15 protein-coding genes are annotated in these 19,133 nt (G+C 62.7%); 6 read left to right on the top strand and 9 right to left on the bottom strand.

The features are described 5' to 3' along the window. Nucleotides 1–2 precede the first annotated feature (2 nt). Complete coding sequence (locus tag EXW94_RS16010) at nt 3–1,115, top strand: M20 family metallopeptidase (protein WP_174340529.1); 1,113 nt, start codon at nt 3–5, stop codon at nt 1,113–1,115. Between the two features lie 89 nt (nt 1,116–1,204). On the opposite strand, the gene entH is transcribed toward EXW94_RS16010, so the two are convergent. From entH to entC, 5 genes are read right to left on the bottom strand one after another with little or no spacing between them, the layout of a single operon-like run. After that, nucleotides 1,205–1,618 (bottom strand): proofreading thioesterase EntH, encoded by a 414-nt coding sequence (gene entH / locus EXW94_RS16005; RefSeq protein ID WP_174340528.1) that lies wholly within the window; start codon nt 1,616–1,618, stop codon nt 1,205–1,207. After that, on the bottom strand, nt 1,618–2,373 hold the full coding sequence (gene entA, locus EXW94_RS16000; RefSeq protein WP_174340527.1) for a 2,3-dihydro-2,3-dihydroxybenzoate dehydrogenase EntA: 756 nt from the start codon (nt 2,371–2,373) through the stop codon (nt 1,618–1,620). The genes entH and entA overlap by 1 nt, the downstream gene beginning before the upstream one ends. Further along, on the bottom strand, nt 2,373–3,227 hold the full coding sequence (locus tag EXW94_RS15995; RefSeq protein WP_174340526.1) for an isochorismatase: 855 nt from the start codon (nt 3,225–3,227) through the stop codon (nt 2,373–2,375). Before EXW94_RS15995 ends, entA begins: the two co-directional genes overlap by 1 nt. Nucleotides 3,228–3,237: 10 nt before the next feature. After that, a complete protein-coding gene (gene entE, locus EXW94_RS15990; protein ID WP_174340525.1) occupies nt 3,238–4,848 on the bottom strand; it encodes a (2,3-dihydroxybenzoyl)adenylate synthase EntE in 1,611 nt (536 codons plus the stop codon). Nucleotides 4,849–4,857: 9 nt separating this feature from the next. Then, nucleotides 4,858–6,033, bottom strand: a complete 1,176-nt coding sequence (gene entC / locus EXW94_RS15985) for an isochorismate synthase EntC (RefSeq protein ID WP_174340524.1) — start codon at nt 6,031–6,033, stop codon at nt 4,858–4,860. Between the two features lie 188 nt (nt 6,034–6,221). Here entC and fepB point away from each other — a divergent pair, with 188 nt between their 5' ends. Beyond that, entirely contained in the window at nt 6,222–7,181 is a 960-nt protein-coding gene (gene fepB / locus EXW94_RS15980) for a Fe2+-enterobactin ABC transporter substrate-binding protein (protein WP_174340523.1), read from the top strand. A 77-nt stretch (nt 7,182–7,258) separates the two neighbouring features. Here the strand turns inward: fepB and entS are convergent, their stop codons facing one another. Next, complete coding sequence (entS, locus tag EXW94_RS15975) at nt 7,259–8,485, bottom strand: enterobactin transporter EntS (protein ID WP_174340522.1); 1,227 nt, start codon at nt 8,483–8,485, stop codon at nt 7,259–7,261. Between the two features lie 108 nt (nt 8,486–8,593). Here entS and fepD point away from each other — a divergent pair, with 108 nt between their 5' ends. The 3 genes from fepD to fepC are packed head-to-tail and all read left to right on the top strand — an operon-like array spanning nt 8,594 to nt 11,378. Next, nucleotides 8,594–9,598 carry a Fe(3+)-siderophore ABC transporter permease gene (fepD, locus tag EXW94_RS15970; RefSeq protein ID WP_174340521.1) on the top strand — a complete coding sequence of 335 codons (1,005 nt, stop codon included), beginning with the start codon at nt 8,594–8,596 and terminating at the stop codon, nt 9,596–9,598. Further along, nucleotides 9,598–10,587 (top strand): iron-enterobactin ABC transporter permease, encoded by a 990-nt coding sequence (gene fepG, locus EXW94_RS15965; protein ID WP_126815882.1) that lies wholly within the window; start codon nt 9,598–9,600, stop codon nt 10,585–10,587. The genes fepD and fepG overlap by 1 nt, the downstream gene beginning before the upstream one ends. Next, entirely contained in the window at nt 10,584–11,378 is a 795-nt protein-coding gene (gene fepC, locus EXW94_RS15960) for an iron-enterobactin ABC transporter ATP-binding protein (RefSeq protein ID WP_148400379.1), read from the top strand. The genes fepG and fepC overlap by 4 nt, the downstream gene beginning before the upstream one ends. A gap of 82 nt (nt 11,379–11,460) precedes the next feature. Here fepC and entF read toward each other — a convergent pair whose 3' ends face one another. The 3 genes from entF to fes are packed head-to-tail and all read right to left on the bottom strand — an operon-like array spanning nt 11,461 to nt 16,737. Continuing rightward, a complete protein-coding gene (entF, locus tag EXW94_RS15955) occupies nt 11,461–15,318 on the bottom strand; it encodes an enterobactin non-ribosomal peptide synthetase EntF (RefSeq protein ID WP_174340520.1) in 3,858 nt (1,285 codons plus the stop codon). Then, entirely contained in the window at nt 15,315–15,527 is a 213-nt protein-coding gene (locus EXW94_RS15950) for an MbtH family protein (RefSeq protein ID WP_174340519.1), read from the bottom strand. Before EXW94_RS15950 ends, entF begins: the two co-directional genes overlap by 4 nt. 10 nt (nt 15,528–15,537) lie before the next feature. Then, on the bottom strand, nt 15,538–16,737 hold the full coding sequence (fes, locus tag EXW94_RS15945) for an enterochelin esterase (protein WP_148400378.1): 1,200 nt from the start codon (nt 16,735–16,737) through the stop codon (nt 15,538–15,540). Nucleotides 16,738–16,883: 146 nt separating this feature from the next. Here fes and EXW94_RS15940 point away from each other — a divergent pair, with 146 nt between their 5' ends. Further along, nucleotides 16,884–19,127, top strand: coding sequence for a TonB-dependent siderophore receptor (locus EXW94_RS15940; RefSeq protein ID WP_174340518.1), 2,244 nt, complete (start codon nt 16,884–16,886; stop codon nt 19,125–19,127). Nucleotides 19,128–19,133: the final 6 nt, after the last annotated feature.

The raw sequence follows: 19,133 nt of genomic DNA, 5'->3' as shown, positions 1-19,133 counted from the left end.
ACATGAATCTTGACCATTACATTGAAGAGCTGAAAACCCTGGTGAACATGGACTGCGGCACCCAGACCATTGCGGGCGTTGCCGCCGTGGCAGGCATCATGCAGCAGCTTTGGCAACGCGAAGGCTGGCACACCGAGCAGGTTAATCTGGGCGATAAGGTGGGCCCCGGCGTGTTCGTCAGCAACAAACCGCAGGCCGAACGCTTTGACGTGCTGCTGGTCGGGCACCTGGATACCGTATTTGCCCCCGGCACCGTCGCCGAGCGCCCGATGAGCGAGGACGATACCCGCCTGTACGGCCCCGGCGTCTCGGATATGAAGAGCGGACTTCTGAATATTTTGTGGGCAATGCGCGGGCTCGACGCCGCAGACAACGATCGTCTCGCGATTGCCGTGGCGATGAACCCGGATGAAGAGACCGGCTCTGTCCATTCCCACGAATGGATTGGCGAGCTGGCGAAGCGTTCACGCTGCGTGCTGGTCTGCGAAGCCGCCCGCGCCGACGGTTCACTGGTGAAAGCGCGTAAAGGGATGGCGGGCTATCACCTCACCTTCAGCGGCGTGGCGGCACACGCGGGCAACGACCCGGAGAAAGGTCGTTCGGCAATTACCGCGCTGGCAAACAGCGTCATCGCGATTAATGCGCTAACCGACTGGGATCGCGGCACCACGCTCAACGTCGGGGTGATTCACGGCGGCAGCGCGGCCAACGTGGTCGCGGACAGCGCCGTGGCAGAACTGGACGTGCGCTTCTGGGAAAACGACGAGTATGACCGGGTGAATCAGGCGCTGGAGGCGTTATGTGAAAAAGGCTTTTTAGACGGCGTGACCTCTACGCTTGCGCGGGTGAATCACAAACCGGCGATGGCAACCAGTAAAGCGACTCAGGCCCTGATGCAGCAGGTTGAAGCGGCAGGAAAAGCGGAGGGTATCGACATTACCTGGCAGGCGGTCGGCGGCGGCAGCGACGCCAACCACACCGCCGCGCTGGGCATCCCGACGCTCGACGGCCTGGGGCCGATTGGCGCCGGGTTCCACAGCCCTGCGGAATGGCTGGATAAAGCGTCGATTGTCCCGCGAATTCGTCTGTTGAAGCGGGTGGTATCGATGCTGTAAACATTGCCCGGTGGCGCTTCGCTTACCGGGCCTACGTGTGAGGTGTAGGCCGGGTAAGGCGAAGCCGCCACCCGGCAATTCTGCACCGTTCAACCCAACACCATCGTACTCAACCGGCAGGTACAGCACCGCCGCCCCTGCTCGTCGAATACCACAATCTCCCAGCTCTGGCTTGAGCGCCCCAGATGCAGCGGCTGACACACCCCGCGCACCTTACCATGAGAGACCGCGCGATGGTGCGTGGCGTTCAGCTCCGTCCCCACCACGCTCTGCCCGTCGCGGGTCATCAGATACCCGGCCATTGAGCCGAGCGTTTCCGCCAGCGCCGCCGACGCGCCGCCGTGCAGCAGGCCAAACGGCTGATGGGTGCGCGCATCCACCGGCATCTCCGCTTCCAGCGTGTCGTCGCCGATACGGGTATAGACGATGCCGAGATGCCCCACCATCGTGTTCTGGCTGGTGGAATTCAGCTCCTCAAGCGATAAATGACGTTTCCAGATCATCACGCCCCCAGCGTGGAGCCGCCGTCCACCACGATATCCTGCAGGGTGATATGGCTGGCGGCATCGGATGCCAGGAACAGCACCGTGCTGGCAATCTCCTGCGGGCGGGCGATTTTGCCCAGTGGAATGCCGAGCTTGAACTGCTCGCCAAAGCCGCGAATACGCTGCAGCTCCGCGTCGTCGCTGGTCCACAGGGTGCGCTGCATGTCGGTGTCCGTTGAGCCTGGCGACACCAGGTTACAGCGCACGCCGCTGCTCGCCAGCTCCAGCCCGACGGTCAGGGCCAGGCTTTTCAGCGCCGCTTTCGAGGCACCGTAGGCGCTCATGCCGATGCGCGGCGTGTGCGCCGCGTCGGACGCCACGGTGACTATCGCCCCACCCTGCTGACGGCGAAACTGGCCCATCGTCTGCTGGAACAGGTTGAACGCGCCGCCGACGTTGATCGCGAAGGTCTGCTGCCAGTCCTCCTGCGAGAGCTGGTCCGTCGCCCCCATGCGCAAAATGCCCGCTGCGTTAACCAGCACGTCCAGACGCTCAAGGGTATTAAGCAAACGGCCACACGCATCGCTGACCAGGGCAAAATCCGCCACGTCCAGCGTTTCGGTGGCGAACGGATAATCACCCAGCGGAAACGCCAGATCGAAGCCGGTCACCTGCGCGCCCGCCTCCACTAACGCCAGCGCCGTCGCGTAGCCAATCCCTTTGCCCGCGCCCGTCACCCAGACCGTTTTACCGGTAAAATCGAAACCCGCCATTACTTCACCTCGCGGGACAGCAGCGCCCACCAGGCGTCGATTGTGGGATTTTTTGCCAGCATCACGAAGTCGATATCGCCGTGCACTTTGCGCCAGCGGGCGGCCAGCGCCATCATGCGCACCGAATCCAGACCGTAGTCGATCAGGTTTTCGTCATCCATCGGCTCGTCGGATTCGTCCAGCAGCGGCAGGATCAGCTCGCGCAGCGCGGCCTTCGAGGCCGGAACGGACGGCAGCAGCTCGTCGGTCATCACCACGCGTCCCGAGCGCCCTGCTACGTAATTCAGCGACATCAGGTGCTCGTCGCGGGTGAAATCCGCCAGCGCGTCGGCAATAAAGAACGGCTTGATGTCGCGCATAAAGGCATCAGTGGCGGTGGTCATACAGCCGATATGGGCGTACACGCCGGTAATCAGCAGCTGGTTGCGGCCCGTCTCTTTCAACATCTGCTCCAGCGGCGAGCGGTGAAACGCGCTGTAGCGCCACTTGACCAGCACCGTGTCGGCTTCGTCCGGCGTTAGTTCAGAGACGATGCGCTGCTGCTCCGGCGAGCGGGTCAGGCCCGGCCCCCACATGTCGTTCAGCAGGGCGCGGTCTTCATCGCTCTGCTCTTTCGGCTGGGCGGTGTAGTACACCGGAATATTGTGCGCTTTGCAGTAAGCGCGCAGTCTGGCGATATTCGCCACCACCTGCTGCATCATCGCGCTGTTTTCGCCCCAGAAGTTCAGGAAATACTCCTGCATATCGTGGATCAACAGCGCGGCGCGTTCCGGCTCAAAGCTCCAGTTCACCTTGTTAGTCGGCAGCTCTGCGGCGGTCGGCAGCGCGTAAGCGGTTAATATTGGGATAGCCATTCTCTGTTCCTCAGCCCCGGGCGCGTTCTGCAAGCCACAGGCGCAACTGTTTCTTATCGACTTTGCCGACCGGCGTTAGCGGGAGCGCATCCACGCTCTCCACGCGGTCCGGCAGCTTAAATTCGGCAACGCCCTGCTCGCGCAGGAAGCGGCGCACCTCCACCGCGCGCAGGGGCTGTTTTACCACCAGATACGCGCAGCTTTTTTCGCCCAGCAGGCTGTCCTCCATGCTCACCAGCGCGGCGTGGATCACCGCCTCATGGCGCAGCAGCAGGTTTTCAATCTCTTCGGCGGCGATCTTCTCCCCGCCGCGGTTGATCTGATCCTTCTCGCGCCCCTGCACGGTGATGTAGCCCTGCTCGTCAATGGCAATCAGATCGCCGGAGCAGTAAAAGCCGTCGGCGTCAAAAGCGCTGGCGTTGTGTTCCGGGCTGTTGAAATAGCCGCGGAAGGTGTACGGCCCGCGCGTCATCAGACGTCCGACTTCCCCGCGCGGCAGCGGGTTACCGTGCTCGTCCGCCACCCACACTTCGTCGTCCGGGCACATCGGACGGCCCTGGGTGTTGATGATGCGTTCCGGCGCGTCGTCGAGCGCGGTGTAGTTCACCAGCCCTTCCGCCATGCCGAACACCTGCTGAAGCTGGCAGCCGATTTCCGCCGGAATGCGCGCCGCAAGCGTGGCGGAGAGGCGCGCGCCACCCACCTGCAGCAGCTTGAGGGATGCGAGCTGCGCGTTCCCCGCGCCGTCGGCAATTGCCTGTAGCCACAGGCTGACCGCCGGAGGGACCAGCGAGGTGACGTTAACCTGATGCCGTTCAATCAGCGGGAAGCAGAGCGTGGCGCTCGGATCGTTCGCCAGCACCACGCAGCCGCCCGCCGTGAAGACGCCTAACGATCCCGGCGAGCTCATGGCGTAGTTATGGGCCGCGGGCAGCGCGTTCAAATAACGGGTCTCGGCGGTAATGCCGCAAATCTCGTTGCTGCGGCGAATGCTGTAGTCGTAATCGTTATGCGTGCGCGGGATCAGCTTCGGCGTGCCGGTGCTGCCGCCGGAGAGCTGGAAGAAGGCCACTTCGTCGGCGGGCGTCGGGTTCGGAATGAAGTTATCCGCCGGACGAGCAATCGCCGCTTCCAGAGCATGTTCGCCCTTATCGCCGCGCAGCAGCACGACGCGTACCGAGCGGTGCGCATCCACAAAGGTATTGAGAAAATCATCACCCGCGAACAGCGTGTGGTCGCGATCGGCAATCAGCACGGCGGGTTTGATCTGCTCCGCGTAGGCGTTCAGCTCGCTGCGCTGATGGCTAAAGAGCGCGTTCACCGGCGCGACGCCGATTTGCAGCAGCGCGAAGAAGGTGATGTAAAACTCGGCCACGTTGCCGAGCTGCACCAGCGCGGTCTCGCCGCGGTGTAGCCCCTGCGCTTCAAGGGCGGACGCCAGGTTGTTGACCGCCTGATTAAACGCGCGGTAGGTGATGTGCCGCTCGCCGTCGATTATCGCCACGGCATCGCTGTCTGCGCGATCCGTCAGGATGTGGGTCAACGGCAGATCCTGCCAGTAGCCTTTTTCGCGGTATCGGCGGGCAAATTCCTCAGGCCAGCGGGTAAAAGGGATGGTCATGAGTCTTCCTTAGTGCAAACCAAATACGTTGAGCATGGTGGAGAGCTTCACACCGGTTTCGCGCCACTCGCCCACCGGCGAGGAGGCGGGAACAATGCCCGCACCGGCAAACAGGCGAACGGTGTTTTTATGCAGACGCGCGCAGCGGATGGTCACCACCCACTCGCCGTTGCCTTCGCTGTCGCACCAGCCGACGATGCCGCCGAACAGCTCGCGGTCGAACGGCTCCAGCTCGGCAATCAGCTGTTTTGCCGCCAGATGCGGGAAACCGCTCAGCGCCGGCGTCGGGTGCAGCAGGCAGGCCAGCGTCAGGGCGTTTTCATTTTCACGCGCCTCGCCCTCTACCGGCGTTGCCAGATGCCACAGCGTCGGCGTGGTAATCAACTGAGGAGAATCCGGCATGCTGAGATGGTGGCTGCGCGGTGCCAGAATGGCCTTCATCGCCTGGGTCACCAGGTCGTGCTCGTGACGGTCTTTTTCGGATGCCAGCAGCTTATTGCCCGCTTCGCGATCCAATACGTCATCCGGCTGACGACGCGCCGAGCCTGCCAGCGGCAGCGAGCTAAAGTGCGCGCCCTCTTTGCGCAGCAGCAGTTCGGGGCTTGCCCCCAGCAGCACGCCTCCGTCTTCCAGCGGCACGTGGAAATTAAAGCTCGCCGGGTTCTGAGCGATAAGACGCTCCATCAACGCACCGCTATCAATGTTGTTATCTGTCGCAATATCAATCAGGCGCGACAGCACGACCTTGTTCACCTGCGGCGTGGCGGTCAGCGCCGCGGCGCGGGCGACCATCTCTTCAAACACAGGCTGCGGGGGGATCTCGGTACGTTTTTCAATATTCAGTGACTGCGCGCCGGAGAAATAGCGTGAAGACTGCTGACGCGCCGGGCGAGAAAACGTCTGCCAGCGTTCGGGAATAAACAGCGACGACGGCTTGCGGGTATCGAATGGGATTGCCCCTACCATGACCGGATGGGCGATGCCGCTGGCCTTCGCGTTCTGAAAAGCCTGAGCTAATTTCTGCTGGAAGCGGCCTGCCGGATCGTCGCCGCCAACGGCGGACTCAGAAAAGCGGGTAACGCAGCCGGACGTTGTAAAACTGCGGTAAGGCGACATAAAGAAAAAGCTGTCTGATTGCAGCGTGGTTGCGGTGTGCTGAACTTCCTCAGCCAGGGACGTATCCATATCATCCTCCTCAAAATGATAAAAGAAGCAATAATGATTATCATTTATATTTTCGTCGGCTAACCTAATCCCACAGCGCCCCGCTGTCAACCGTCGGTCAAACAACTTGTGCGACAAACGCTTGCATCCCTTCCCGGCAATCATGAAAATGAGAAGCATTAACTTCAACGATAACAGGATGCCGCTCAGTGAAATTCCCTGCCCTTTGCCGTAATGCCTTTCTTCTGACAGGTCTTTTTGTTTTAGGACTAACCTCAGCGACCGCCGCCGACTGGCCGCGCCAGGTCACCGACAGCCGCGGCGTGCATACCCTTGAGAGCAAGCCGACGCGCATTGTCTCCACCAGCGTGACCTTAACCGGCTCCCTGCTGGCCATTGACGCCCCGGTCATCGCCAGCGGCGCCACCACGCCGAACAACCGCGTGGCGGATGGGCAGGGTTTCCTGCGCCAGTGGGGGGATATGGCGAAACAGCGCAAGGTTGCGCGGCTGTACATCGGCGAGCCGAGCGCCGAAGCGGTTGCCGCCCAGATGCCGGACCTGATTTTGGTAAGCGCCACTGGCGGGGATTCCGCGCTGGCGCTGTACGACCAGCTCTCCGCCATCGCGCCGACGCTTATCATCAACTACGACGACAAGAGCTGGCAGGAACTGCTGACCCAGCTGGGCACCATCACCGGTAAGGAAAAACAGGCCGCCGGGCGCATTGCCGCCTTTGATAAACAGCTCGCGCAGGTAAAAGAGCAGATGAAGCTGCCGCCGCAGCCGGTGAACGCCATCGTCTACACCGCCGCCGCGCACAGCGCCAACCTGTGGACCGCTGAATCCGCGCAGGGCAAGCTGCTGCACCAGCTGGGCTTTACGCTGGCGGAGCTGCCCGCCGGGCTGCAGACCTCCAAAAGCCAGGGCAAACGCCACGACATTATTCAGTTGGGTGGAGAAAACCTGGCGACGGGGCTGAACGGCGAGGGGCTGTTTGTGTTTGCGGGCGACCAGAAAGACGTGGATGCGATTTACGCCAACCCGCTGCTGGCGCATCTGCCGTCGGTGAAAAACAAACGGGTTTGGGCATTGGGAACCGAGACGTTCCGCCTGGATTATTACAGCGCGATGTTGGTGTTGCAGCGTTTGAATTCAATTTTTAAATAAGAGGCACGTTTCCCGTAGGCCCGGTAAGCGCAGCGCCACCGGGCGTTTTGTCGGGTGGCGGCTACGCCTTACCCGACCTACAGGATCTGCCTGAACCGACGCAACTCCACCAAAACCGCCAATAAAATTACGCCAACCATCGCTAACGCAAACCCGCCGCAGCTCGCCGAGGCCACCGGGGTCATTATCGCCCCCAGCCCGCCGAGGATCGCCGCGCCAATCGCATCCCCCGTCACGTTCTGCGCCGTCCACAGGCCGTTAATGCGCCCGAGCATCCCTTCCGGCGTCTGGGTCTGGATCAGGGTGTACTGTAAAAGAGAGCTGATGGCGCTCAGCCAGCCGAAAATCACCAGACACAGCACCCCCAGCGCCCACACCGGCATCAGGCTAAAGAAGCCAATGGCGATAAACGACGCCAGCGTGGCAAGCAGCATAATCAACCCCGGACGCGCGCTTTGCGCCAGGTTGCCGCTGGTCAGTGCCCCGCAGGCCGCGCCGAGCGGAATGGCGGCGTAAAGAATGCCAATCTCCGAGGCGCTCATCTGCCACTCTCCCGCCAGCGCCGGGTAGAGCACGCGCACGGCGCTCGCCATCGTCAGCAGGCCGCCGAGCAACGCAATGCCGCCAATCAGCGGGTTGCTGAACAGGAAACGAATAGCGGCCATCAGGGACTTCAGCGGATGCTCGCGCGGCTGCGGCGGAGGCGGCAGCCTCGGCAGGCGCAACAGGGTCAGAGTGGTGATAAAGGTCCCCGCCGCCGCAAGCCCGTAATTCCACGCCACGTTGCCGGTCGCCAGCAGCAGGCCGCCCACCATCGGCGAAATCACCGAGCCGAGGCGCACGGTGAGCATGGTGATCGCCCCCGCCTGCATCAGATTCTCGCGCCCGACCAGCGCGGGCGTTGCCGCCAGCAGCGCCGTCACGCCCAGCGAGGCGAAGAAACCGTCCCACAGCCCCAGGGCGTAAATGGCGATCAGCGACGGCTCCGGCAGCATGGCGTTCAGACACAGCCCGATAAAGCCCACGCCGCAGGTGCCGCGCGCCAGCAGGATCAGCTTTTTACGCTCGTAGCGGTCCGCCAGCACGCCGCCGACCATCAGGCCGATGAACATCGCCCCGCCGGTTAAGGTGACGGATAACCCCACCAGCCAGCTGGAGTGCGTCAGGGTCTGGATCTGTACCGGCACGGCCACGCCGAGCAGCCCGAGGGACAAAATGGAGATAAAGCGAGCGATAAATACGGCGCGATACGTCGGGTGCGTTTTCAGAAGGCTGAGGTTGAGCAGCCAGGATTTTTGATTCATGACAAAGCCTTGAGTCTATTTCTACCCTTTCCATGGGCGCACATGCTAACATAGCCAAATAAGATAGATAACGATAATCACTATCATTATCAAATCATGGATGTTGCTATGTCGTTTTCCTCTTCTGCGGTGCGCGCCGTTGCCGTGCCCGTTTTACTGCTGCTCCTGAGCCTTGCGGTTGCACTCAGCCTGCTGGTCGGCGCGAAGCCGCTGCCCGCATCCGTTATCGTTGATGCACTCTCCGGCACCTGCCAGAGCGCCGACTGCATTATCGTGCTCGACGCCCGACTCCCCCGCACGCTTGCCGGACTGCTGGCGGGTGGCGCGCTCGGCCTTGCCGGTGCCCTGATGCAAACCCTTACCCGTAACCCGCTGGCGGACCCCGGCATTCTCGGCGTTAACTCCGGCGCCAGCTTTGCCATCGTGCTCGGCGCGGCGCTGTTCGGGTTGACCTCTCCGTCCGAACAGCTGGCGATGGCCTTCTGCGGCGCGCTGGCCGCCTCGCTGGTCGTCGCCTTTACCGGCAGCCAGGGCGGCGGCCAGCTGAGTCCGGTCCGCCTGACGCTTGCGGGCGTGGCGCTCGCGGCGGTGCTGGAAGGCTTATCCAACGGCATCGCCCTGCTCAACCCGGACGTTTACGACCAGTTGCGCTTCTGGCAGGCCGGTTCGCTGGATATCCGCACCCTTGAAACGTTAAAAGTGGTGGCGATCCCGGTCATTATCGCTGCCGCCGTGGCGCTGTTTTTAAGCCGCGCGCTCAACAGCCTGAGTCTCGGCAGCGACACCGCGACCGCCCTCGGCAACCGCGTGGCGCGCACGCAGCTGATTGGTCTGCTTGCCATCACCGTGCTGTGCGGCAGCGCGACCGCGGTGGTCGGCCCGATCGCCTTTATTGGCCTGATGATGCCGCACATGGCGCGCTGGCTGGTGGGGGCGGATCACCGCTGGTCGCTGCCGGTCACGCTGCTGGCGACCCCTGCCCTGCTGCTGTTTGCCGACGTGCTGGGCCGCCTGCTGGTGCCCGGTGAACTGCGCGTCTCGGTGGTCAGCGCCTTTATCGGCGCGCCGGTGCTGATCTTCCTGGTACGCCGTAAACGCGGAGGTGGCGCATGATGGCCCCGTCCCGTCGTTTACTCACCAGCGTCTCGCTGCTGCTTATCGCCATTCTGCTGCTGGCGGTCTGGAGCCTGCGCAGCGGCGCGGTGACGCTCGACTTCACTCAGGTCTTCAACGCCCTGCTCGGCAGCGCGCCGCGCAACATCACCATGGTGGTGACGGAGTGGCGACTGCCGCGCGTGGCGATGGCGATTCTGGTGGGCGCGGCGCTCGGGGTGAGCGGTGCGATATTCCAGTCGCTGATGCGCAACCCGCTCGGCAGCCCGGACGTGATGGGCCTCAACACCGGGGCCTGGAGCGGCGTGCTGGTGGCGATGGTGCTGTTTGGTCAGCACCTGACGGCGATTACCTTTACGGCGATGGCGGGCGGCATTCTGACGTCATTACTGATCTGGGCGCTGGCCTGGCGCAACGGCATCGACACCTTCCGCCTGATCATCATCGGGATCGGCATCCGCGCCATGCTGATGGCGTTTAACACCTGGCTTCTGCTACAGGCTTCGCTGGAAACCGCGCTCTCCGCCGGGCTGTGGTATGCCGGTTCCCTCAACGGCCTGACGTGGGGTAAAACCTGGCCCGCCGCGCCGCTGATTTTGCTGATGTTTATCGGCGCGCTGCTGCTGGTGCGACGCATGCGCCTGCTGGAGATGGGCGACGACAGCGCCTGCGCGCTGGGGGTGGGCGTCGAGCGCTCGCGCCTGATGCTGATGCTGGTCGCCGTACTGCTGACTGCCGCCTCTACCGCTATCGCCGGGCCGATCTCGTTTATCGCCCTCGTGGCACCGCACATCGCCCGCCGCCTTAGCGGGACGGCGCGCTGGGGCTTAACCCAGGCGGCGCTGTGCGGCGCATTGTTGCTGCTGGCCGCCGATCTCTGCGCCCAGCGGCTGTTTATGCCTTATCAACTGCCGGTAGGCGTGGTGACCGTCAGCCTCGGCGGGATTTACCTCATCGTCTTGCTCGTTCAGGAGTCACGCAAGAAATGACAGACACAACCACCCGCTTGCGCGGCGAAAATCTTACCCTCGGCTACGGCAAAAAAATCATTGCCCGTGACTTATCCGTCGCCATTCCGGACGGTCATTTTACGGCAATCATCGGGCCGAACGGCTGCGGCAAATCGACCCTGCTGCGCACGCTGAGCCGCCTGATGACGCCGGCTGAAGGCAGCGTGTTCCTCGACGGGGAGCAGATCCAGCGCTTCGCCAGCAAAGAGGTGGCGCGGCGCATCGGGCTGCTGGCGCAAAACGCCACCACGCCGGGAGACATCACGGTACAGGAGCTGGTCTCGCGCGGGCGCTACCCGCACCAGCCGCTGTTCACCCGCTGGCGTAAAGAGGATGACGAGGCGGTGAACCGCGCGATGCAGGCGACGGGGATTACCGACCTGGCCCAGCAGAGCGTGGACACCCTTTCCGGCGGGCAGCGTCAGCGCGCGTGGATCGCGATGGTGCTGGCGCAGGAGACCTCCATCATGCTGCTGGACGAGCCGACGACCTGGCTCGACATCAGCCATCAGATTGACCTGCTGGAGCTGCTGAGCGAGCTGAACCGCACGCAGGGCTATACCCTGGCAGCGGTGCTGCACGATTTAAACCAGGCGTGCCGCTACGCCACGCATCTGATCGCCTTGCGAGACGGTGAGATTGTGGCACAGGGCGCGCCGAAGGAGATTGTGACGCCGGAGCTGATCGAGCGGATCTACGGCATGCGCTGCATGATTATTGACGATCCGGTGGCGGGCACGCCGCTGGTGGTGCCGTTAGGTCGGCGGTAATTGCCGGGTGGCGGCTGCGCCTTACCCGGCCTACACTCGGCTCCCGTAGGCCCGGTAAGCGCAGCGCCACCGGGCATTTGCACTATACTAAAATTTCCTTCAGTACCGGCCCAATCTTCTCAAACGCCTGCGGTGAAATGATATCCACGTGGGCGCAGTCCTGGCTGTACACCTCAAGCTCCGACACCCACGGTGCCCACGCGACCTGCGGATCCATCGTTCGCGTGCGCTCGGCGACAAACAGCGTCGCTTTACCCTCAAACCGCGCGCTGTGCGCCGTGGTGAGCAGCCGCACCGCGTCGGCGTAGTTGCCCTCAATGGCGCTAAACAGCTCGCTGGAGCCTTGCCCCTGCTGAGCGGCGATAAACGCCTGGCGCTCGCGCTCGATTTCCGCCAGCACCTCCGGGTCGAGGCCGTTGGCCTCTTTCTCCGCCCAGTTCTGGGTTTCCGGTGGCCAGGTATCCAGCAGGCCGAGGAAGGCCACCTCTTCACCCAACTCGCGAAGACGCGCCGCAATGCCCTGCGCCAGCGTGCCGCCGAGGGAATAGCCGAACAGGTAATACGGCCCCTGCGGCTGCTGCTTACGCAACGTATTCAGGTGATGTTTGATTACTCCATCCAGATCCGCACATTGCTGCATCGGCCCTTCCGGGCGCGATGACTGAATGCCCATGATGGACCAGCGCGGGCTGAGGTAGCGCGCTAGCACGCTAAACTGCCAGGCAAAGCCGGACGCCGGATGGAAGCAAAACAGCGTTGGGCCATTACCTTCGCGCAGCGGCAGAAGGGTTTCATACCCCAGACGCTGCGCCTGCTCGTCGCTCATCTGCGAGTCCAGCAGCGCGCTGAGCTTGCTCACCGTGGAGGCGACCATAATCTGCCCCGGCGTGACCTTGCGGGCAAACGCGCGGCTGAGCTGTGCCGCGAGGCGCATCGCCAGCAGCGAATGACCGCCGAGGGAAAAGAAGTCGGCTTCAATGTCGTTCACCTCACAGCCCAGCAGCGCGGAAAACGCCTGCGCGACGGCGGCTTCGGTTTCCGTCTCCGGCGCGCGGCCGGAGGTTTTACTGGTCAGCTCCGGCAGCGGCAGCGCCTTGCGGTCCAGCTTGCCGTTCGCGCTGAGCGGCAGAGCGCTGATTTGCAGCAGCACCACCGGCACCATGTGCGGCGGCAGCTGGGCTTTGAGCGACGCCAGCAGCGCGTCGCGATCCAGCGGTAAGCCGGATTCGGAGACAACGTATCCCACCAGCTGGCGGGCATCGCCGCCCGTGACAGCCGCCTGGTTGAACACGCAGGCGTGCACCACCGCCTGGGCCACATCAGGCTGCGCGAGCATCGCCCGGTCGATTTCGCCGAGCTCAATGCGCTGGCCGCGAATTTTCAGCTGATCGTCGCTGCGGCCGAGATATTCCACCGCGCCGTTGTCCAGCCAGCGGGCAACGTCGCCGGTGCGGTACATGCGCTCGCCGGGGGCAAACGGGTCGGCGATAAAGCGGCTGGCGGTGAGGTCCGGACGGCCCAGATACCCCTGCGCCAGCTGAATGCCGGTGAGATACAGATCCCCCGCCACGCCGAACGGCACCGGGCGCATCATCGCGTCAAGGATGCGTAGCCCCGTGTTCCACACCGGGAAGCCAATGGGCACGCTGTTGCCCTCCACCGCCGCCAGCTCGGGGCCAAACGCCGGATACCAGCTCACATCCACCGCCGCTTCCGTTGGACCATAGAGGTTGTGCAGCGGCGCACGGGTGAGCTGTTCCCACTCCCGGCACAGCTCGGTCGGCAGCGCTTCGCCGCTACAGAACACCTGCTTAAGGGTTTTGCAGCACGCCGCGTTTTCCGGCGTCAGCGAGGCGACAAACGCCGCCAGCATCGACGGCACGAAGTGGGTGGTGGTCACGCCGTACTGCGCGAAGAAACTCTGCATCGCCTGCGGATCGCGGTGCGCGTCCGGCTCGGCCATCACCAGCTTCGCCCCGGCGATAAACGGCCACCAGAACTCCCACACCGACACGTCAAAGCTGCACGGCGTTTTCTGCGCCACCACGTCAAACGCCGTCAGAGGGTAATGGTCCTGCATCCACTTCAGGCGGTTAACGATTGCGGTATGGCCGACCATGACCCCTTTCGGGCGTCCCGTCGAACCGGAGGTAAAGATGATGTACGCCGTCTGCTCCGGCGTCGCCAGGCGCAGCGGTTCCGCATTCTCAGCCGGTAACAGTGTGTTGTAACTAAACGTCGTAATCGGCAGATCGCTAAAGCGCGGGAGCTGCTCGTCGGTGGTAATGAGCAGGGACGGCTTCGCGTCCTCCAGCATCATCCGCAGGCGGTCGTCCGGGTAGCCGGTATCCAGCGGCAGCCACGCGGCACCGGCCTCGACGATGCCGTGCAGCGCCAGCGTCAGGAACACCGATCGCGGGAGTGCCACCGCCACGCTGTCGCCCGGCTTCACACCGCGCGCGCGCAACAGGTTTGCCAGCGCGACGACCTGCTCGCGCATCTGGCGATAGTTCAGTTCGATGTGCACATCCGCCAGCGCAGGGGCGTCCGGCGTTTTGCTCGCCTGCTCCGCCACCAGATCCGCCAGCGTGGTAGACGGCAGCGCCAGCCCGGTATCGTTGATGCGGGCGAGCTTCGCGTATTCCTGTTCTGAAACGGTTTCCACTTCGCCGCAGCGCAGGTCCGGATTAGCCGAAAACTGCAGCAGCATCGCGTTCAGGCGCGCCACGTGACGGGTAAGCGTCGCCTCATCGTAACGCTGTTTATTGGCGAGGATCTCAATGCGGAGCTCGCCCTGCTCGTCCGGGAACAGCGCCAGCTCGAGATCGTTCACCGGGCCGGTTGCCAGCGTATGGGTGATGGCCTCCACGCCGTCGATATCCAGCTGATAATCGAAAACCTTAACGTTCAGCACCGGGCCAAACAGCGCTTCGTCGCCTGCGGCACGCCCGCTGTCGCGTACGATCTGCTCGGCGTCGTAGCGCTGATGGCGGCGCATTTTTTTCAGCTGGTTAGCCAGTCGCAGCGCCAGCGCGGGCAGGCTCTCCTGCGCGTCGATATTGACCGCCAGCGGCAGGACGTTGAGCACCGGCCCGGTCGCGGTGAGCGCCGCGGAACCCATGCGGCGCATAAAGATAAACCCGGCGGCGTAGTCCAGCCGTCCGGTCAGGCGGCCCAGCCACAGCGCCACCAGCGCAAGCGCCAGATCGGTGCGCTGCGCCTGCCCTGCCGCCTGTGCAAGCTGGCTAAAGGCGCGGCCGTCCATTGCAATTTTCAGGCGCAGAATGTCGGTAGTGGCGGCGCGTCCCGGCAGCGGCGCGGAAGAGAGCGAGACCGGAGAAGGAAGCTGCTTGCGCTGCTCTGCCCAGAAGGCACCGTCGCGCGCGTATGCCTCGCTGTCGCGATAGCGCTGATACTCGTCCACCACCTCGGCAAACGGTGTAAACGGGGATGCAGGCGTCGGTTCACCCTTTTTCCAGGCGGTATAAATCGCGGCGATCTGGCGGGTAATGGCCGGGAAGCTGAAGCCATCCACCACCAGATGGTGATAGCGCTGATACCAGTACCAGTGGCTTGCCCCCACCTGAATCAGCTGGTGAAACGCCAGCGGCTGCCCGCTGTCGACGCGCAGGTTCTGGTTAAGATCGGCCTCCATCAGCGCCACGGCGTCGTCGTGAGAGGTAGCGCGAACGATGGACGGCTCCGGCAGAATGAAGGTGTCATCCACCCACTGCCACACCTCGCCGTTATCCTCGGTAAAACGCATCCGCAGGGTATCGGCCTGCATCATGCCTTCAGCAATCGCTTTTGCCAGCAATGGCGCGTCAATGTCGCCTTTCAGTTCGGTGTAGTGCGCCACGCTCCAGGCGTTTGGCAGGGAGGAAAGCTGCTCCGCCATCCAGATACCCGGCTGGGCGGCAACGAGAGGAAGACGGTTCATGCGCTCCCCTCCGCAAAATGGGACGGGATAAGCGTTTGCCAATGCCCGGCAAGCCACTGCTGGCACGCCTCCTGGGACTGCGGCTCGCAGACAACGCGCCAGCCTGCGGGCAGTTCGCACTGCTGCGGCCACAGGCTGTACTGCCCCTGGTCGTTTTGCAGAATGGCGAACTGTCCCTGCGGATTATCGAAAGGATTGCTGAATTCCATACAGACTCCGTTAGTGAATAAGCGGCTGCCAGAGGGTCATCAGCCCCTGCGTCAGCCCACCGCGCCAGCAAAGCGCATCGTGTCCGCCGTCAACCTGACGCCAGAAAATCGGCTGCTGCGTGTGTAGTTCGGCGAAAATCGCCTGATTCGCGCGGAAGATAAGCGGCTCGTTGCGCCCGGCCTCGAGGACAATGCGCAGCCCGCGTGCGGTTTTTTCACCCGCTTTCAGTTGTTCGATGAGCAGCCCATCCTGCTGCGCGCCGCGGTGCGGCCACCAGTAGGAGCCGGACTGGCTGAGGATGCAGCCAAAACGCTGCGGCCAGTTGAGGCCCGCATAGAGCGAAGAGAGGCCACCAAAGCTCTGGCCTGCCACGATGGTCCGATCGGCGCGGTCGCTGAACGAGGCGGTTGTTGTCACAAGAGGAAGGAGTTCTTCCTGCACCGCCAGCCAGAAATCGGGATTACAGGGCAGTTCCCGGCTGCGATGTTCCGTGTCGATCGCATCAATTAAGACGTAGACCGCAGGCGGCAGTTTGCCGTCGCGGGTCAGCGACGCCAGCGCAGGCCAGACGGGCATGCTTTCGGCCCAGAACTGCCCGTCGAGCAGCACCGCCAGCGGGCGCTCCGGGTCATCATCGCCGGTGGTAAAAATCCACACGCGGCGGCGGTTGTTGAGACGTGCACTGTTCCACTCAATGCAGACCGGCGACTGATACGGTGTATCGGGACGATCCCAGCCGGGCTGAACGGGCGCGTCCGGCATCTCCAGCGCCGAGACGGCATGACCGCGCCCGCCGCGCCAGCTCTGCGGATTCAGCGGGTCGGAGACCGCGTGCGGCAACAGCTTGCGCCAACCTTCGCGCAGCGCCATGCGGTCCGGCTGCTCGCCTTCAAACACTTCGCTGGCAAAATCATTTTCGTTATCGGAGGGGATAAAACAGTAGCTGCCGCGCCATTCAGGGCTGAACTCGCCCCGCCACTGCCAGACGTCGGTATCCGAGATACGTTCAAGGGACTGCGGACGGGCATTTTGATGATGATCGGTCACGCCGGTGATGTAGAGCCAGACGCGTTTAACCGTTGACGTTTTCTGCGTTCCTGCCGGGTCACGCCACCAGAAGGTGACGCGATAGCTCGCCTTCAGACGTTCCCATTCTGGCCCGTTTTTCGACTGCCACCAGGCTTCACTTCCCGTTGTTAACGCCGTCACCCTTATAACCTCATGTTTAACAGTCTTTTTTGTTTCAGGACAAATTTTATTGATAATATTATTGATAACTATTTGCATTTGCAATAGCGTAATGCCCGCGCTGTGGGAAGCGCGCTCATTAAATAACCATAAAAGCGGGACGTACAATGAATAAGAAGATTCACTCTCTGGCCTTGCTGGTCAATTTAGGGATTTATGGTGTCGCGCTGCCCGCTCTGGCAGACGACAACACCGCCACCGCCGCGCAGCACGAAGACACGATGGTGATCACCGCCGCCGAGCAGAACCTGCAGGCGCCAGGCGTGTCGACCATCACCGCCGATGAAATCCGCAAAAACCCGCCCGCGCGGGACGTGGCGGAAATCATCCGCACCATGCCGGGCGTTAACCTGACCGGAAACTCCACCAGCGGCCAGCGCGGGAACAACCGTCAGATTGATATCCGCGGCATGGGCCCGGAAAACACCCTGATCCTGATCGACGGCAAGCCGGTGACCAGCCGTAACTCCATCCGTCTGGGCTGGCGCGGCGAGCGTGACACCCGCGGCGATACCGGCTGGGTGCCGCCAGAGATGATCGAACGCATCGAAGTGATCCGCGGCCCGGCCGCCGCGCGCTACGGTAACGGCGCGGCTGGCGGCGTGGTGAACATCATCACCAAAAAATTCGACAACCAGTGGCACGGTTCCTGGAACACCTACCTGAATGCGCCAGAACACAAGGACGAAGGTTCCACCAAGCGCACCAACTTCAGCCTCAGCGGTCCGCTGGGCGGCGATTTCAGCTTCCGCATGTTCGGCAACCTGGACAAAACCCAGGCCGACGCATGGGACATCAACCAGGGCCACCAGTCCGATCGTACCGGTGCCTACGCCAACACCCTGCCGGCTGGCCGTGAGGGCGTGGAAAACAAGGACATCAACGGCGTGGTGCGCTGGGACTTCGCGCCTATGCAATCCCTTGAGTTTGAGGCGGGCTACAGCCGCCAGAACAACCTCTACGCGGGCGACACGCAGAACACCAACAACGACAACGCGCTGGTGAAGAAGAACTACGGTAAAGAGACTAACCGTATCTACCGCCAGAACTTCGCGGTGACCTGGAACGGCGGCTGGGATAACGGTATCACCACCAGCAACTGGGCGCAGTACGAACATACCCGCAACTCCCGCCTGGGCGAAGGGCTGGCGGGCGGTACGGAAGGCCTGTTCAACAGCAATAAATTCACCGACACCGACCTGGCCGACGTGATGCTGCACAGCGAAATCAACCTGCCGATTGATTTCATCGTCAACCAGAACCTGACCCTGGGCACCGAGTGGAACCAGCAGCGCATGAAGGACTCCACCTCCTTCTCGCAAACCCTGCAGGGCGGCACCATCCCGGGCATGAGCGACGACCGCAGCCCGTACACCTCGGCGGAGATCTTCTCCCTGTTCGCCGAAAACAACATGGAGCTGACCGACAGCACCATGCTGACCCCGGCGCTGCGCTTCGACCACCACACCATCGTCGGCAATAACTGGAGCCCGTCGCTCAACCTGTCGCAAGGTCTGGGTGATGACTTCACGCTGAAGATGGGCATCGCGCGCGCCTACAAAGCGCCGAGCCTGTACCAGACCAACCCGAACTACCTGCTCTACAGCAAAGGTCAGGGCTGCTACGCAAGCTCCGACGGCGTGGGCTGCTACATGATGGGCAACGACGACCTGAAAGCTGAAACCAGCATCAACAAAGAGATTGGCCTGGAGTGGAAACGCGACGGCTGGCTGGCGGGCGTGACCTGGTTCCGCAACGACTATCGCAACAAGATTGAAGCGGGCTACGCGCCGATTGGCCAGACGTCCACCGGCAAAGTCACCACCGATATCTACCAGTGGGAAAACGTGCCGAAGGCGGTGGTCGAAGGTCTGGAAGGCTCCCTGAACGTGCCGGTCAGCGACACCATCAACTGGACCAACAACATCACCTACATGCTGCAGAGCAAGAACAAGGAGACCGGCGATCGTCTGTCGATCATTCCGGAGTACACGCTGAACTCCACCCTGAGCTGGCAGGTGCATCAGGACGTGTCGCTCCAGTCGACCTTTACCTGGTACGGCAAGCAGCAGCCGAAGAAGTACAACTACAAAGGTCAGCCGGTGACCGGGTCTGAGAAAGACGAAGTCAGCCCGTACAGCATCGTGGGCCTGAGCGCGACCTGGGACATGACCAAAAACGTCAGCCTGACCGGCGGCGTGGATAACGTCTTCGACAAACGCCAGTGGCGCGCGGGTAATGCCCAGACCACGGGCAACACCACTACCGGTGCGTATATGTACGGTGCGGGTGCGTATACGTATAATGAACCGGGCCGGACCTGGTATATGAGCGTGAATACGAGGTTCTGATAAAGG

Origin of the sequence: Enterobacter sp. JMULE2 (assembly GCF_013337145.1) — a bacterium.
Lineage (GTDB): Bacteria > Pseudomonadota > Gammaproteobacteria > Enterobacterales > Enterobacteriaceae > Enterobacter > Enterobacter mori.
Note: the sequence above shows the minus strand (reverse complement) of the source record. Positions and strands in the feature narration are given on the sequence as shown.

Excerpts from the sequence above, each read along its gene's own strand:
- entE (WP_174340525.1), bottom strand. The coding sequence starts at position 4,848 with ATGACCATCCCTTTTACCCGCTGGCCTGAGGAATTTGCCCGCCGATAC.
- entC (WP_174340524.1), bottom strand. The coding sequence starts at position 6,033 with ATGGATACGTCCCTGGCTGAGGAAGTTCAGCACACCGCAACCACGCTG.
- EXW94_RS15940 (WP_174340518.1), top strand. The coding sequence starts at position 16,884 with ATGAATAAGAAGATTCACTCTCTGGCCTTGCTGGTCAATTTAGGGATT.
- EXW94_RS16010 (WP_174340529.1), top strand. The coding sequence starts at position 3 with ATGAATCTTGACCATTACATTGAAGAGCTGAAAACCCTGGTGAACATG.
- EXW94_RS15950 (WP_174340519.1), bottom strand. The coding sequence starts at position 15,527 with ATGGAATTCAGCAATCCTTTCGATAATCCGCAGGGACAGTTCGCCATT.
- entF (WP_174340520.1), bottom strand. The coding sequence starts at position 15,318 with ATGAACCGTCTTCCTCTCGTTGCCGCCCAGCCGGGTATCTGGATGGCG.
- fepG (WP_126815882.1), top strand. The coding sequence starts at position 9,598 with ATGGCCCCGTCCCGTCGTTTACTCACCAGCGTCTCGCTGCTGCTTATC.
- fepD (WP_174340521.1), top strand. The coding sequence starts at position 8,594 with ATGTCGTTTTCCTCTTCTGCGGTGCGCGCCGTTGCCGTGCCCGTTTTA.
- entH (WP_174340528.1), bottom strand. The coding sequence starts at position 1,618 with ATGATCTGGAAACGTCATTTATCGCTTGAGGAGCTGAATTCCACCAGC.
- entS (WP_174340522.1), bottom strand. The coding sequence starts at position 8,485 with ATGAATCAAAAATCCTGGCTGCTCAACCTCAGCCTTCTGAAAACGCAC.
- fepC (WP_148400379.1), top strand. The coding sequence starts at position 10,584 with ATGACAGACACAACCACCCGCTTGCGCGGCGAAAATCTTACCCTCGGC.
- entA (WP_174340527.1), bottom strand. The coding sequence starts at position 2,373 with ATGGCGGGTTTCGATTTTACCGGTAAAACGGTCTGGGTGACGGGCGCG.
- EXW94_RS15995 (WP_174340526.1), bottom strand. The coding sequence starts at position 3,227 with ATGGCTATCCCAATATTAACCGCTTACGCGCTGCCGACCGCCGCAGAG.